15 protein-coding genes are annotated in these 13,962 nt (G+C 63.5%); 4 read left to right on the top strand and 11 right to left on the bottom strand.

Annotation, left to right across the window (positions count from 1 at the left end; translation table 11 throughout):
- Nucleotides 1–6: 6 nt before the first annotated feature.
- Nucleotides 7–468, bottom strand: coding sequence for a PPOX class F420-dependent oxidoreductase (locus DK926_RS01305; RefSeq protein WP_068429522.1), 462 nt, complete (start codon nucleotides 466–468; stop codon nucleotides 7–9).
- 32 nt (nucleotides 469–500) lie between these two features.
- On the opposite strand from DK926_RS01305, the gene DK926_RS01300 reads away from it, so the two are divergent.
- Nucleotides 501–1,373, top strand: coding sequence for a polyphosphate kinase 2 family protein (locus tag DK926_RS01300; protein ID WP_114328094.1), 873 nt, complete (start codon nucleotides 501–503; stop codon nucleotides 1,371–1,373).
- 91 nt (nucleotides 1,374–1,464) lie between these two features.
- On the opposite strand, the gene DK926_RS01295 is transcribed toward DK926_RS01300, so the two are convergent.
- The 5 genes from DK926_RS01295 to DK926_RS01275 all read right to left on the bottom strand — a co-directional run bounded on the left by DK926_RS01295 (nucleotide 1,465) and on the right by DK926_RS01275 (nucleotide 6,248).
- Entirely contained in the window at nucleotides 1,465–2,505 is a 1,041-nt protein-coding gene (locus DK926_RS01295; protein ID WP_068429478.1) for an NAD(P)-dependent alcohol dehydrogenase, read from the bottom strand.
- A gap of 106 nt (nucleotides 2,506–2,611) precedes the next feature.
- A complete protein-coding gene (locus tag DK926_RS01290; RefSeq protein ID WP_114328093.1) occupies nucleotides 2,612–2,887 on the bottom strand; it encodes a hypothetical protein in 276 nt (91 codons plus the stop codon).
- 158 nt (nucleotides 2,888–3,045) lie between these two features.
- Nucleotides 3,046–3,921, bottom strand: a complete 876-nt coding sequence (locus tag DK926_RS01285; RefSeq protein WP_114328091.1) for a 3-hydroxybutyryl-CoA dehydrogenase — start codon at nucleotides 3,919–3,921, stop codon at nucleotides 3,046–3,048.
- Between the two features lie 163 nt (nucleotides 3,922–4,084).
- Nucleotides 4,085–5,374: an isocitrate lyase gene (gene aceA, locus DK926_RS01280; protein ID WP_114328089.1), complete on the bottom strand. Its 1,290-nt coding sequence runs from the start codon at nucleotides 5,372–5,374 to the stop codon at nucleotides 4,085–4,087.
- A gap of 454 nt (nucleotides 5,375–5,828) precedes the next feature.
- Nucleotides 5,829–6,248: a hypothetical protein gene (locus DK926_RS01275; protein WP_114328087.1), complete on the bottom strand. Its 420-nt coding sequence runs from the start codon at nucleotides 6,246–6,248 to the stop codon at nucleotides 5,829–5,831.
- A 169-nt stretch (nucleotides 6,249–6,417) separates the two neighbouring features.
- Between DK926_RS01275 and ramB the strand changes: the two genes are divergently transcribed.
- Together ramB and DK926_RS01265 are read left to right on the top strand one after the other, a co-directional pair.
- Entirely contained in the window at nucleotides 6,418–7,830 is a 1,413-nt protein-coding gene (gene ramB, locus DK926_RS01270; RefSeq protein ID WP_068429492.1) for an acetate metabolism transcriptional regulator RamB, read from the top strand.
- Nucleotides 7,831–7,868: 38 nt separating this feature from the next.
- Nucleotides 7,869–8,708, top strand: coding sequence for a hypothetical protein (locus tag DK926_RS01265; protein WP_243636579.1), 840 nt, complete (start codon nucleotides 7,869–7,871; stop codon nucleotides 8,706–8,708).
- Here DK926_RS01265 and DK926_RS01260 read toward each other — a convergent pair.
- From DK926_RS01260 to DK926_RS01240, 5 genes are read right to left on the bottom strand one after another with little or no spacing between them, the layout of a single operon-like run.
- Nucleotides 8,695–9,792 carry an LLM class flavin-dependent oxidoreductase gene (locus DK926_RS01260; RefSeq protein ID WP_114328085.1) on the bottom strand — a complete coding sequence of 366 codons (1,098 nt, stop codon included), beginning with the start codon at nucleotides 9,790–9,792 and terminating at the stop codon, nucleotides 8,695–8,697. The two genes, DK926_RS01265 and DK926_RS01260, sit on opposite strands and share 14 nt — an antisense overlap.
- A gap of 13 nt (nucleotides 9,793–9,805) precedes the next feature.
- Nucleotides 9,806–10,627, bottom strand: coding sequence for an NADPH-dependent oxidoreductase (locus tag DK926_RS01255; RefSeq protein WP_114328083.1), 822 nt, complete (start codon nucleotides 10,625–10,627; stop codon nucleotides 9,806–9,808).
- Between the two features lie 45 nt (nucleotides 10,628–10,672).
- A complete protein-coding gene (locus DK926_RS01250; protein WP_114328081.1) occupies nucleotides 10,673–11,662 on the bottom strand; it encodes an MBL fold metallo-hydrolase in 990 nt (329 codons plus the stop codon).
- A 24-nt stretch (nucleotides 11,663–11,686) separates the two neighbouring features.
- A complete protein-coding gene (locus tag DK926_RS01245; RefSeq protein ID WP_114328079.1) occupies nucleotides 11,687–12,169 on the bottom strand; it encodes a DUF2029 domain-containing protein in 483 nt (160 codons plus the stop codon).
- The gene (locus DK926_RS01240) at nucleotides 12,166–12,378 is read right to left on the bottom strand and encodes a helix-turn-helix transcriptional regulator (protein ID WP_068429501.1); all 213 of its coding nucleotides are present in this window, start codon (nucleotides 12,376–12,378) and stop codon (nucleotides 12,166–12,168) included. Before DK926_RS01240 ends, DK926_RS01245 begins: the two co-directional genes overlap by 4 nt.
- Before the next feature lie 263 nt (nucleotides 12,379–12,641).
- Between DK926_RS01240 and urtA the strand changes: the two genes are divergently transcribed.
- Complete coding sequence (urtA, locus tag DK926_RS01235; protein WP_114328077.1) at nucleotides 12,642–13,916, top strand: urea ABC transporter substrate-binding protein; 1,275 nt, start codon at nucleotides 12,642–12,644, stop codon at nucleotides 13,914–13,916.
- The last annotated feature ends 46 nt before the right edge of the window (nucleotides 13,917–13,962 follow it).

Genomic DNA, 13,962 nt, shown 5'->3' with positions numbered 1-13,962 from the left:
TCGTATCTAGACCCTTCCCGGAGGGAAACCGCCCTCGGCGACGGGACCCCAGGACTCGATGGTGATGCGTATCAACGACTTTCCCTGCTTGACCATGGCCTGACGGTATTCGTCCCAGTCCGAGTGTTCGCCTGCGATGCTTCGGAAGTACTCGACGAGCGGTTCGACCGAGTCCGGCAGATCGATGACTTCGGCGGTGCCGTCGACCTGGACGTACGCGTCGTTCCACTCGTCGGAATGGATGCACAGTGTCACGGCCGAGTTGCGCCGGATGTTCACGACTTTCGCCCGCTCGGGATACGTCGCGATGACGATGCGCCCCTCCGAGTCGAGGCCGGACGTGACGGGCGAGACCTGCAGGCCGCCGTCGCGCTTGTGGGTGATGAGCGTCGAATGATGGCGCTTCGCGACGAATTCGAGAAGGCGATCGCGATCGACGGAATCTGCGGAAGCAAGTTTCGGAGCCATGAATCCCACAGTAGTGGGGCTAGGCTCGGCCGATGGCCAAGCATTCGAAGAACGCCCACGAGTCCCTCTGGTCGACGCCTGCCGTCGAGGCCCTCCGCGCGACGGACTCGACGCGCATCGACGATCTCGATTGCTCGTCGACTCCAGGTTTCGACGGAAAGAAGGTCGAGGGTCAGCAGTTGCTCGCCGAGCGCGGTGAGGTGCTGTCGTCGTTGCAGGAGAAGCTGTACGCCAACGGCCGGACGGGCGATCTTCGCTCGATCCTGTTGGTCCTGCAGGGCATGGACACTGCGGGCAAGGGTGGAATGGTCCGGCACGTCCTGGGAATGGTCGACCCGCAAGGCGTCGACCTCGCGTCGTTCGGTGTGCCGACCAAGGAAGAACGCGAGCACCACTACCTGTGGCGCATTCGCAAGGAACTCCCTCGCGGCGGGCGGATCGGGGTGTTCGACCGGTCGCACTACGAGGATGTTCTCGTCGTCGCAGTGCACGATCTGGTGCCGCGGCAGGTGTGGGAGCCGCGGTTCGACGAGATCAACGCGTTCGAGAAGGAGTTGACCGACGAGGGCACGCACATCGTCAAGGTCGCACTGTTCGTCTCACCAGAGGAGCAGCGGCGACGGCTCCAGGAGCGTCTCGATCGGCCGGACAAGCACTGGAAGTACAACCCGGGCGACGTCACCGAGCGAGGCTTCCTGCCGCAGTACCGGACGGCGTACCAGCGCGTCGTGGATCGAACGAACACGGACTACGCGCCGTGGTACGTGATCCCGGCCGACAAGAAGTGGTACAGCAGGCTCGCGGTCACGGAGCTGTTGATCGACGCTCTGCAGACGCTCGAATTGGATTGGCCGAAGGCCGATTTCGACGTCGAGCTGGAGAAGAAACGTCTGGCGGAGAGCTGACCCATGTGCACGGAAATACATGGCAGCAGGAGTGGAGCCCGCGGAACGACCATGAAGCGTCGTGTATTTCCGTGCACATGGCACTAGCGCCCTAGAACGTCTTCGCGTCGATGACGAAGCGGTAGCGGACGTCGCTCTTCAGCACGCGCTCGTAGGCCTCGTTGATCTTGTCGGCCGGAATGGTTTCGATCTCGGCGCCGATCTTGTGCTCGGCGCAGAAGTCGAGCATCTCCTGGGTCTCGGGGATACCGCCGACCATCGACCCTGCGAGGCTACGACGGTTCGCGGCGAGAGTGAAGCCTCGAACCTCGATGGGCTCGCTCGGCAGGCCGAGGATGACGAGCGAGCCGTTGATCGCCAGCAACGACATGTGGCGGTCCATGTCGATCTTCGCCGACACGGTGTTGATGATCAGGTCGAACTGGCCACGCAGCTTCTTGAACGTCGCCTTATCGGAGGTGGCGTAGTAGTGGTCGGCACCGAGACGCCTGCCGTCTTCTTCCTTGCTCAGCGTCTGGCTGAGCACGGTGACCTCGGCGCCCATCGCGTGAGCGATCTTCACGCCGACGTGTCCGAGTCCGCCCATTCCGATGATGGCGACCTTCTTGCCCGGGCCTGCACCCCAGTGCTTCAGCGGCGAGTACAGCGTGATGCCTGCGCACAGCAGCGGCGCGGCGACGTCGAGCTCGATGCCGTCGGGAATGCGGAGCACGAAGCCCTCGGTGACGACGATCTGCGTCGAGTATCCACCCTGCGTGATGGAACCGTCGGGAAGCTTGGAGTTGTAGGTCGCGATCACGCCCTCGAAGCAGTACTGCTCTTCTCCGGCGAGGCACGCGTCGCACTTGCCGCAGGAATCGACGAAACAGCCGACTCCGACGCGATCTCCGACCTTGTGCTTTGTGACGTCGGATCCGACCTCGGCGACGATGCCGGCGATCTCGTGTCCGGGAACGACGGGGTAGCTGGTGCCACCCCACTCGTTGCGGGCGGTGTGAATGTCGGAGTGACAGATGCCGGCGAACTTGACGTCGATGAGGACGTCGTTCGGACCGAGTTCCCTGCGCTCGATGGTGACCTTCTCGAGCGGGGCATCGGCAGCGGTCGCTGTGTACGCGGTAGCGGAAGTCATGAATACATTGCTACAGGCGCATCGATACCTGTGCAAACGATCCAACCCGCTCGACCAGGCTATTCCCCGGCCGAACGAGTCGATCGCAACAGCTTCGGCCCTCGACCTAGCTGTTTCGAGCCACGTTGTAGCCCAGCCACCCGACGTATGCGCCGAGCCCGACGAGACCCAGCTTGCGCGTCTGCGGGAGCGCGATGGCGGTACCCACGGCGAGTTCGGTGGCACCGTTGCGGCTGATCCAGCTGCGCGTGTCCTTCGGGAACGGCAGCTTGGTGATGCCTTCGAACGCCTCCGGAACCACGAAGTGCGCGGCACCCGTGGCAGCCAGCCCGATTCCCACGACCTTCGGCAGGAATCCACCCGACTTGGTCGACTTGCTCATCCTCGATGCCCCCTGTCTGCACGTCGGCGCATATCGCGCCGTTGGAAACGATTCACGACGATTCGAACTTACGCAGCGACGGTTCCAGTTACCAGTAGGCGACGCCGCGGCGAACCCCTCGATCGCCGCGTCGTCGCTCGGCGGAGACGCGGTGCGACTCAGCGCGCCACGCGCCCGTTCTCGTACTGGTAGAAACCCGCGCCGGTCTTCTTGCCCATCAACCCGGCTTCGACCATCCGCAGCAGAAGCGGTGGGGCAGAGTAGAGCGGTTCCTTGAATTCCGTGTACATCGAGTCGGCGATGGACTTGATGGTGTCGAGGCCGACGAGATCGGCCAGAGTCAACGGCCCCATCGGGTGCGCGAGCCCCAGTACGGTCGCTTTGTCGATGTCTTCTTTGGTGGCGAAACCGGATTCGACCATCCGAATGGCCGAGAGCAGGTAAGGCACCAACAGCGCGTTGACGACGAACCCGGACCTGTCGGCGGATCGGACGACCTGCTTTCCGAGCATGTCGGCGGCGAATCCTTCGGCTCGCTCGGCCACGGAATCGCTCGTCTTCAGAGTGGTGACGAGCTCCACGAGCGGGAGCACCGGCACCGGGTTGAAGAAATGCATCCCGACGACGCGATCGGGTGCTTTCGTCGCGATGCCCAATTTCATGATCGGGATCGACGAGGTGTTCGACGCGAGCACTGCGTTCGGGTCCGCCACCACCGAGTCGAGCTCGGCGAAGATGTCGGCTTTGATCTTCTCGTCTTCGACCACCGCTTCCACGACGAGCTGGCGATCGGCGAAATCACCGAGTTCGGACGTGAACCGCAGCCGGAACGCGCACTGCTGCCGTTCACGCTCGGTGATCTTGCCGCTACTGACACCACGGTCCAACGACCGCAGGACGCGCGTGCGTCCTGCGGTCGTCAGCTCGCGTGTGGGCTCGTAGACCAGCACGTCGGCGTGGGCACGTGCGCAGACTTCGGCAATTCCTGCCCCCATCTGCCCGGCACCTACGACGCCTACTCGCTCAACAGTCACAGCTCTATCCTTCGTATCTCGTCGCTGGGCAACAGCTACAGGCGAGAAAGGGGGTAACTCTGCTGGGGAACGCCCAGAACAGATCCGTACGAGTCAGGCGGCCCGCAGCGAAACGCTGGGACCGCCTGACTGGTGCGCTGCAGATCCGGGGAGGCGGACTGGATCAGTGGAACTGGCCCTCTTCGGTGGAGCCCTTCAGTGCAGCCGTCGAGGTGTTCGGGTCGACCGTGGTGGCGATCGAGTCGAAGTAGCCCGCGCCGACCTCACGCTGGTGCTTGATGGCGGTGAAGCCACGCTCCGCGGCGGCCTTGAACTCGCGCTCCTGCAGGTCGACGAAGGCGGTCATGCCCTCGCGTGCGTAGCCGTGGGCCAGGTCGAACATGCCGTAGTTGAGCGAGTGGAAGCCGGCGAGGGTGATGAACTGGAACTTGAATCCCATTGCGCCGAGCTCCTTCTGGAACTTCGCGATGGTCGCGTCGTCCAGGTGAGCCTTCCAGTTGAACGACGGCGAGCAGTTGTACGCGAGGAGCTGGTCCGGGAACTCGGAGCGAACCGACTCGGCGAACTTCTTCGCGACCTCGAGATCCGGGACGCCGGTCTCCATCCAGATGAGGTCGGCGTACGGAGCGTATGCCTTCGCGCGAGCGATGCAGGGCTCGATGCCGTTCTTGACGCCGAAGAAGCCCTCGGCCGTGCGGGTGCCGTCGAGGAATTCCTGGTCGCGCTCGTCGACGTCGGAGGTGATGAGGGTTGCAGCCTCGGCGTCGGTGCGGGCGATGACGACGGTCGGCACGTCGGCGACGTCGGCAGCCAGACGGGCGGAGGTCAGCGTGCGGATGTGCTGCTGGGTCGGGATGAGCACCTTGCCACCGAGGTGGCCGCACTTCTTCTCCGACGCGAGCTGGTCCTCCCAGTGCGAGCCGGCGACACCGGACGCGATCATGGCCTTCTGCAGCTCGTAGACGTTGAGGGCGCCACCGAAACCGGCTTCGCCGTCGGCGACGATCGGTGCGAGCCAGTTGTCGACGGAGGTGTCACCCTCGACACGGGCGATCTCGTCGGCGCGCAGCAGCGCGTTGTTGATGCGGCGCACGACCTGCGGGACCGAGTTGGCCGGGTAGAGGCTCTGGTCCGGGTACGTGTGGCCGGAGAGGTTGGCGTCGCCTGCGACCTGCCAACCGGAGAGGTAGATGGCCTTGAGGCCTGCGCGGACCTGCTGAACGGCCTGGTTGCCGGTCAGTGCGCCCAGCGAGTTGATGTAGTCCTCGTTGTTCACGAGATCCCACAGGATTTCGGAGCCGCGACGAGCAAGGGTCGCTTCCTCGACGACGGAGCCCTGCAGCTTGGAAACCTGCTCGGCGGTGTAGTTGCGCGTCACGCCCTTCCAGCGAGGGTTGGTGTCCCAATCCTTCTGGATCTCTTCGGTGGTTCTCGGGGTGCCGGTGGTCGACATCGTCAGCTCCAGTCTTTTCTGATCTGATCGGGCCGCTCGTGCGTATGTTTCTTCACACCGTTGCAAGGCCCTGCGGGTGTTCTTCAAAACAATGGCACACCCCAAAAGCGCACGTCCACCTGTTACGAGTGCCAATCTTGGCTAGCTTTTCACAACACCTTGCTAACGTTGCGAAGAATTAACCGAAGTCGCGCCCACCCGTTCGGAGGGCTTCCCTACTGGCCAGTAGGAAGAAAGCGCAGTTCATGAACGCAATTTACGAAAAGGTCCGTCGGATCCAACAGGACAATCGTACGGTTTGAGCAAAATCTTCTGAATCGAACCAGCAGTTAGCAACTGTGACTGGAATCACATGCGCCGTACCTCTCGAACCGGACACGACCCCGCGCCACATACGACTACGCCGCCTCGCTCGGGTCCGAGCAAGGCGGCGTGCGGGGGCGGTCGAACGACGTCAGTGACTCACTCGAACACGGGCACGAGCGGTACCCGACGACGCAACCACAGTGCTGGGAATGCGCGAGACGGACGTCCCGCGGGCACTGTCGAGGACTCCGAGCACTCCCATTGCCGCGATCAGAAGGCCGCCGACGACCGCGAACATGTCCGTCACCATCAGGCCGGACGGGAACGTGAGCACGACCGGAGACAGTGCCAACATCACCCCGAGAGCGAGGTGGGCCCAGTGACTCGATCTCGATGCACTCGACATCGCCCACAATGCCGTGCCGGCCGACACCATGCCCAGTACGAGGATGGCTCCGGACACTCCGGCGTTGCCCTCGACGGGAAGCCAGATCGTCGACACCACGAGTACGACGCCTACCGCCAGAACCACTGCGTCGCGCGATACCTCACGAAGATTCTCGGACATGTGATTCGCCTTCCTTACTTAGACACCCAAACTTCTTTAGCCATGCAAACGAGCATGTATCCGGTATACGCCCCTCCGAAGCGGTCCACTGCGTTGGACTCCGGATCGTGACCCACCAGACGTTCGCGAACGTTGTTAAGCCCGGTCTTCGCAGGCGTAACCTGGGTGAATGCCCAAGACGTTCGTGGGTGCACGGCTGCGACAGCTGCGCACGGAGCGCAAGATGAGCCAGGTCGCGCTGGCCGGACATCTCGAGATCTCGGCGAGCTACCTCAACCAGATCGAACACGACGTCAGGCCCTTGACGGTCCCCGTCCTGCTTCGGATCTCCGAGGTGTTCGGTGTGGACACGTCGTTCTTCTCGTCCGAGGACGACACCAGACTCGTGGCCGAACTCCGCGAGGTGGCTCTCGACCAGAACATGGGCATCGCCGCCGATTCGCACGAGATCGCGCAGATGGTCTCGTCGCACCCTCAACTGGCGAGGGCGATGGTGACCATGCACCGGCGCTACCGCAATACGACGGCTCAGCTGGCCGCCGCGACCGAAGAGCGCTTCTCCGACGGCAGCGGGAGCGGCTCGATCAGCAAGCCGCACGAGGAAGTGCGTGACTACTTCTACGAGCGGCAGAACTACCTCCACGAATTGGACACTGCCGCCGAGGAATTGACGTCGCGCATTCGTTTCCACCGCGCCGACGTCGGGAACGAGATCGCGAAACGTCTGCAGAACGTGCACGAGGTGCAGATCGTCAATCGCATCGATCTCGGCGAGAACGTTCTGCACCGGTTCGACCCCGAGAGCAGGCTGCTGGAGATCTCCCCTCACCTGTCCGGCGGTCAGAGAGTGTTCAAGTTCGCCGCCGAACTGGCCTATCTCGAGTGCGGCGACCTGCTCGATCGGATGGTCGAGGAGGGCAACTTCACCAGCGAGGCGTCGAGGAAGCTCGCGATTCTCGGATTCGCCAACTACTTCGCCGCCGCGACCGTGCTGCCCTATCACCAGTTTCACGACGTCGCCGAGGAGTTTCGGTACGACATCGAGCGTCTGTCGGCCTTCTTCTCGGTCAGTTACGAGACCGTGTGCCACAGACTTTCGACGCTGCAGCGACCCAAGGTTCGTGGAGTCCCGTTCTCCTTCGTCCGGGTCGATCGCGCGGGCAACATGTCGAAGCGTCAATCGGCGACGGGTTTTCACTTCTCGTCGAGCGGCGGCACGTGCCCGCTGTGGAACGTGTACGAAACGTTCGCGTACCCCGGAAAGATCATGACGCAGATCGCCGAGATGCCCGACGGCCGCAGCTATCTGTGGATCGCGCGCACCGTCGAGCGTCGCGCTGCTCGGTACGGACAACCGAGCAAAACGTTCGCGATCGGACTCGGGTGCGAGCTTCGACATGCGAGCCGACTCGTCTACGCCGACGGCCTCGACATCCACGGCTCGGCCGTCGCAACGCCGATCGGTGCCGGTTGCCGGGTGTGCGAACGAGCCAACTGCCCGCAACGAGCCTTTCCGCCGTTGGGGAAAGAACTCGACATCGACGAGCACCGCAGCTCCGTCTCGCCGTACCTCGTTCGATAAATCACCCACCGTCTCACCTTCCCGGAAACGACCGGGCGGTGGACGATCGGATGATGGACGCCACCCCCGCAGCGCGACGCAGCCCGATCGACGCGTTTCTCGAGTCTCCGCTGTCCGGACTCGCCCCGTGGATCGCGATGTCGCTCATCGTCGGGCCCGGGAGGTTCGAGGAAGCCGCGAGCATCGCGCTCGGGATGTCGGTGCTCTTACTCGTCCTCGGGCATAGGCGGGGGTGGAGCTTGCGGAACGACCCGGATCGACGCGGTGGCCGGGTCAAGACGATGGAGTGGTTCGACGTCGCCTACTTCGCGGTCATCGCCGTCATCGGACTGTTCGCGAGCGACCGAGTGATCTCCTGGATGGAGCTGTGGTCCGGCGAGATGACCAACATCGCGCTCGTCGTTTTCGCGTTCGGCTCGATTCTGCTGCGCAATCCGTTCACGATCGAGTACGCGAAAGAGCAAGCACCGGAGGAAGTCTGGGACACTCCGCTCTTCCGCAAGATCAACTATCGGATCACACTCGCGTGGGCGCTGGCTTTCGCGTTCTCCGCGCTGGCAGGCCTGTACGGGGTGATCGTGCTGCACACGTCGGACAACTTCTGGACCGGGTGGATCCTGCAGATCGGGGCCCTACTCTTCGCCGTCGCCTTCACCGAGTGGTACCCCGACGCCGCACAGCCGTCGGAACCAGGACCTCCCCTGCTCGCATTGTTCGACTGGATTCCCGCATACGTCGGCATCGTCGGCGTGGCACTGTTGATCACCGAAGCCGGTCCGACCTATCTGGGTATCGCCCTGATAGTGGTGGGCGTGGTCGGGTTCCTGGCCGTTCGCCGCTCAGCTCGGGCCAGGAAGAGCGCCGTCACTCCGCAGTGAATCCCTTCGCTCGATCCTTGTCCTCCGGTCCCCACAGCGTCGTCGACACCTCCGCCTTGACCAGCGGGATCACTTCTTCGGCGAAGCGCCGCATCGTATCCTTCTGCCGTTCGACGTCGAGAACGTGGTTGATCGACACCGACTGGAAGTCGTGACCGTAACTGTCGTGGTAGTCGAGTATCTTCTCAGCGACGCGCTCGGGCGACCCCACGAGCGCAGGACCACGTTCGACGGCTTCCTCGATGGTCCTGAAACTCGTGACCTTCCCTCTCGCCTTCGGGTCGTGCTTGCGTCTGTCCTGTTGCGCGACGATCCCCTCGTAGATGGGCCGGAATTCTTCGATCGCCTTCTCGGTCGTGTCCGCGAGAAACAGTCCGCCCGAACCAGATCCGACGTACGCTTTGTCCGGGTCATGCCCGTGTGCACGGTATTGCTCGCGGTAGCGGTCGATCAGAACCTTGTAGTTCTCGCGGGGCTGCAACGCATTCGCCGTGACGATCGGGTCGCCCCACTTGGCCGCCAGATCGACCGCTTCGACCGACGTCGCCGACCCGTGCCAGATCCGGAACGGACCGTCGAACGGGCGAGGCAAGGTGGTGGCGTCGACCAGTGAATATCGATGCTGTCCGGTCCACGTCACGTTCTCTTCGCGAATGAGCCGACGCAGCAGTTCGTAGTTCTCGGTGAGATATTCGTACTGTTTGCCGATGTCGAGGCCGAACAACGGGTACTGCATCGCCTCGTTGCCTTTGCCGATCACGATTTCGAGCCGGCCTCGGCTGAGCTGATCGATCGTCGAGTAGTCCTCGGCAAGTCGCACCGGATCCAGCACTGCGATGACGGAGACGCCCGTCGACAGCAGGATGCGCGAGGTCGCCTGCGTGATCGCGCCGAGAATGACCGTCGGCGACGACGACAGGACGTCACCGGCGTGGCGTTCACCGACCGAATACGAGTCGAAGCCCAGTTCTTCGGCGAGTACGGCCATGTCGACGACGCGGTTCAGTCGATCGGACGGGTGAACTTCCTCTCCGGTGACGGGATGAGGCGGGTTGAAGACGATGTCGAGTATCTGAAAACGCATGTGCCACTTCTCCCTATCGGGACGGCCAGCCGCGGGATGCCAGCGCGTCGCGAATTCTGTCTCGACCTTTCAGGGACGACGCGTCGCGCAGGCGGCTCAGAACTGCTGTCGTCCACTGCGATTCGCGACCCTGCTCCCGGTTGTACTCTGCGAGACGTTCGTCGTAGACGGCAATGCCTGCGTCGGCCGCGTCGGAGTCGTAGGTGTCGTGATGCAGCACCGCCGACAACGGCAGTCGCGGTTTGATGCCTGCAGAGTCGCCGTCGGGACGTCCGATAGCCAGACCGAACACGGGAAACGCCCCGGGCGGCAAGCCGAGTTCGTCGGATATCGCTTCCGGGTTGTTGCGCACCGCGCCTACGTACACGGTTCCCAAGCCGAGCGATTCCGCGGCGACGACGGCGTTCTGCGCGGCGAGCGCGGCGTCGATGAACCCGAGCAGGGTGCTTTCGAGGTAATCGGCGCCCCCGAGCGGAACGTCGTGTCTTTCTGCCAACCGTCGAGCGCGTCCGAGATCGGCGACGAAGACGAGGAAGACCGGCGCCTGAGCGATGAATCCCTGATCGCCTGCCAGCGACGCCAATCGCGATTTGCGTGCCGTTTCACGGACCGCGACGACACTCCACGCCTGCAGATTCGACGAGGTCGGCGCGGACTGCGCTGCCGCCGCGATGGTCTCGAGCGTGGCGGTGTCGATCGGCTCCGGCGAGAAGTTGCGCACCGAGTGGTGGCGCAGCAGCACGTCGAGCGTGTCGTTGCTGTGCGCAAGTTCGGTCAGGTCAGGGTTCCGGTAACGCCGATAGACCGGGGCGGCATTCGTGGGCGCAGAAGTCACTCGTTCGATGATTCTCCGATCTCTAGTCTCTGCCCAGACTTCGACTCAGCGTGATTGTTTCTCCCGCAGAAGCGCTCCCGCGTCGGCGAATGCTTTCGCTCGTCGCGCGATGGTCGGCGGCGCCGCCGGCTCCCCCTGCCACAGCCGAAACAACGTCGACATGCTCAGCACGAGACGTTCGGGCGAGTCCCATGCGCTGAATCGCTTGAATTCGCTCGATCGCAGCATGTTTCGAGCGGCCTGCGTCGCACCGAGGCCCGCGTCGAAATGTTCACGACCCGCCTCGCTCACCCACATCCAGTAGTCGTGCACGGCCTGAATTTCCGCGGCGCCGCACAGTGGTCCGTGTCCGGGAACGTACACCGCAGCGTCGAGCGACAACAGATGTTCCAGCGCGGCCGTCCAGTTCTCGAGCGGCCCGTGCCACAGGATGGGCGTCGACCCGACGAAGAGCAAGTCACCGGCGAACACGACACCCGCGTCGGGGACGTGCACGATCAGATCCCCCGCGGTATGCGCGGGCCCGAGGTAGCGGAGTTGCACCTCGCGGCCGCCGACGTCGATACGATCGGTGACCTCGAAGGTGTGGTCGGGCATGCGCGGCGTCTTGCGAGGAAACTGTGCACCGCCGCGCACGCGGTTCATGTAGCTGCCCATGTGTCCTGCGGGACCGGGTATCCAACTGGTGAGAGCACCCAGCGATGCGAACGCATGCACCGCAGACGGAGGGGTCTCCTCCTTCATCGCATGCAGTGACGCCGCGCTCGTCGTGATCCGCGCGTCCACGGGGACGGTGTCGTTGCCCCACCAGTGATCACCGTCGGAATGGGTGTTGACGACCTCGGTGATCGGCGTAGCGCCGGTGAGCGAGGCCGTGTCGTCGGCGATCCGTCGAGCCTCACGCGTGTCCCATACCGTGTCGACCACCATCGCCGCGGTCCCGGGGTCCACGACCAATCCCGTGTTCGCCTGCCCCCAGCTCCCCGGTTCCCACAGGAAGGCCCATACGTCGTCGGCGATCTGCTGCGCAGTCATGTCGACGACGGTACAGGTGGGCCCTCAGACTTCCTCGTTCTCGAACTTCGCATTTCGACGCGTCATCCGCCAGATCACGATTCCGACGAGTCCTCCCCCGGCGACGGCCCCGACGACCCCGCCTGCCCAGGAACTGGCGTCGGAGAACGTCTCCGGTTGCAGTTTCACGAGCGTCGAGACGTAACCGAACACAAGTAGCGCCGCCACCACGAGCCCGCGCACACGGTTGACCTTCGCCGCGGTGTAGAGATTGACGCGTCGGGCTGCCGAATAGGCGATGGTGAGCAGGTTGATCACCGTGAGCGTCACCAGAATCCCCAGCGACACCCGGGCGCCCGTACTCCCCGAAACCCACGGTAGGACGGCAGCGCCGATCAGCGAAGCCCACTGGAACAGTTGAAAACCTATGGCGGAGGCTTCGTTCCACACATCACGCTGGCGTTCGTCGTCGTAGAATTCGTCGTCGAGGTCGCCGACGAAACGCATGGCTCTCGTGAACGCACTCATGATTCCTCCAGATCGAACAGGGTCTCGACGGTTGTTCCCAGTGCCCGTGCAAGTTTCAGCGCCAAATACACACTCGGCGCGTAATCACCGCCTTCGACGGAGACGATGCTCTGCCTGCTGACGCCGCAGGCCTTTCCGAGCTCCGCCTGCGTCAGCCGTGCCGCCTTGCGGTGGTCGCGCACCGAATTGGTTCTCGATGCGGTGGTCATGCGTAAAAGTCAAGCGGACTTGTCACAGGATGTCAACCCTACTTGTCATCGGCGGAAATTTACCCTCCTGTTGTGCGGTCCGGGGCGCAGAAACCGCACAACAGGAGGGTAAATCCGGGCCGGATCGGGCGTCGGAACGGTTGTTTACAGCCACGTAATCCACGAAACGAAGAAGTCACCGCGCAACATATCGGCGCAATACTTCCCCTTTACTGTTCCCAATCGCGAATACAACTCCGTATACAAGCGAAAGGGCGTCCGCGATGCCTGCTCTTCCTTCCAGCAAGTTCGCCACCCGGGCGCTGGTCGTTCCGGCCGCGCTGGCGATGGTCGGCTTGACTCTCACCGCGTGCGGCAGCCGGGCGAGTGACACGGCGTCGAGCGACGGTGGCTCCGCTGCGCAGTCCTGCGTCGACACTTCCGGTGACACGATCAAGGTCGGGTCGCTGAACTCGCTGTCCGGCACGATGGCCATCAGCGAAGTGACGGTGCGTGATTCGATCGCACTGGCCGTCGAGCAGATCAACGCGTCCGGCGGTGTGCTCGGTAAGCAGATTCAGGTCGTGTCGGAGGACGGAGCGTCCGAGCCCACCGTGTTCGCCGAGAAGGCCGAGAAGCTGATCAGCAGCGACTGTGTCGCAGCAGTTTTCGGCGGCTGGACGTCGTCGTCGCGCAAGGCGATGCTGCCGGTCTTCGAAGACAACGATGCACTCCTCTACTACCCCGTTCAGTACGAGGGTCTGGAGGCGTCGGACAACATCTTCTACACGGGTGCGACGACGAACCAGCAGATCATCCCCGCGCTCGACTACCTGAAGGAACAGGGCAAGACCTCGCTCTACCTCGTCGGTAGCGACTACGTTTTCCCGCAGACCGCCAACCGGGAGATCAAGGCGTACGCGGCGGCGAACGGCATCGAGATCAAGGGCGAGGACTACACCCCGCTCGGCTCGACCGACTTCTCGACCATCGTCAACAAGGTGCGCGCGGCCGACGCCGACGCCGTGTTCAACACGTTGAACGGCGACTCGAACGTCGCCTTCTTCCGCGAGTACACCAACGCCGGACTGAATGCCGCTGACATGCCGGTCATTTCGGTGTCGATCGCAGAGGAAGAGGTCGCGGGCATCGGCGCACAGAACATCGCGGGCCAGCTGACGGCGTGGAACTACTACCAGACCGTCGACACCCCGGAGAACACGACGTTCGTCGCCGATTACAAGGCCAAGTACGGCGCCGACAAGCCGACGTCCGATCCGATGGAAGCCGCGTACACGTCGGTCTACCTGTGGAAGAACACCGTCGAGAAGGCAAACTCGTTCGCGGTGAACGACATTCAGGACGCAGCCGACGGCGTCAGCTTCGCCGCACCCGAAGGCGAGGTCGTGATCGACGGCGACAACCACCACATCTCGAAGACTGCGCGCATCGGTGAGATCCGCCCCGACGGCCTGATCTACACCGTCTGGGAGTCGCCGGCTCCGATCGAGCCCGACCCGTTCCTGGAGACCTACGACTGGGCCGCCGACCTCAACTGATACTGCGGCTGCGCCCCCGTGCGCGCGAATGTGTAGCGGGCTATAC

Source organism: Rhodococcus sp. Eu-32, assembly GCF_003336925.1.
Lineage (GTDB): Bacteria > Actinomycetota > Actinomycetes > Mycobacteriales > Mycobacteriaceae > Rhodococcoides > Rhodococcoides kyotonensis_B.
Note: the sequence above shows the minus strand (reverse complement) of the source record. Positions and strands in the feature narration are given on the sequence as shown.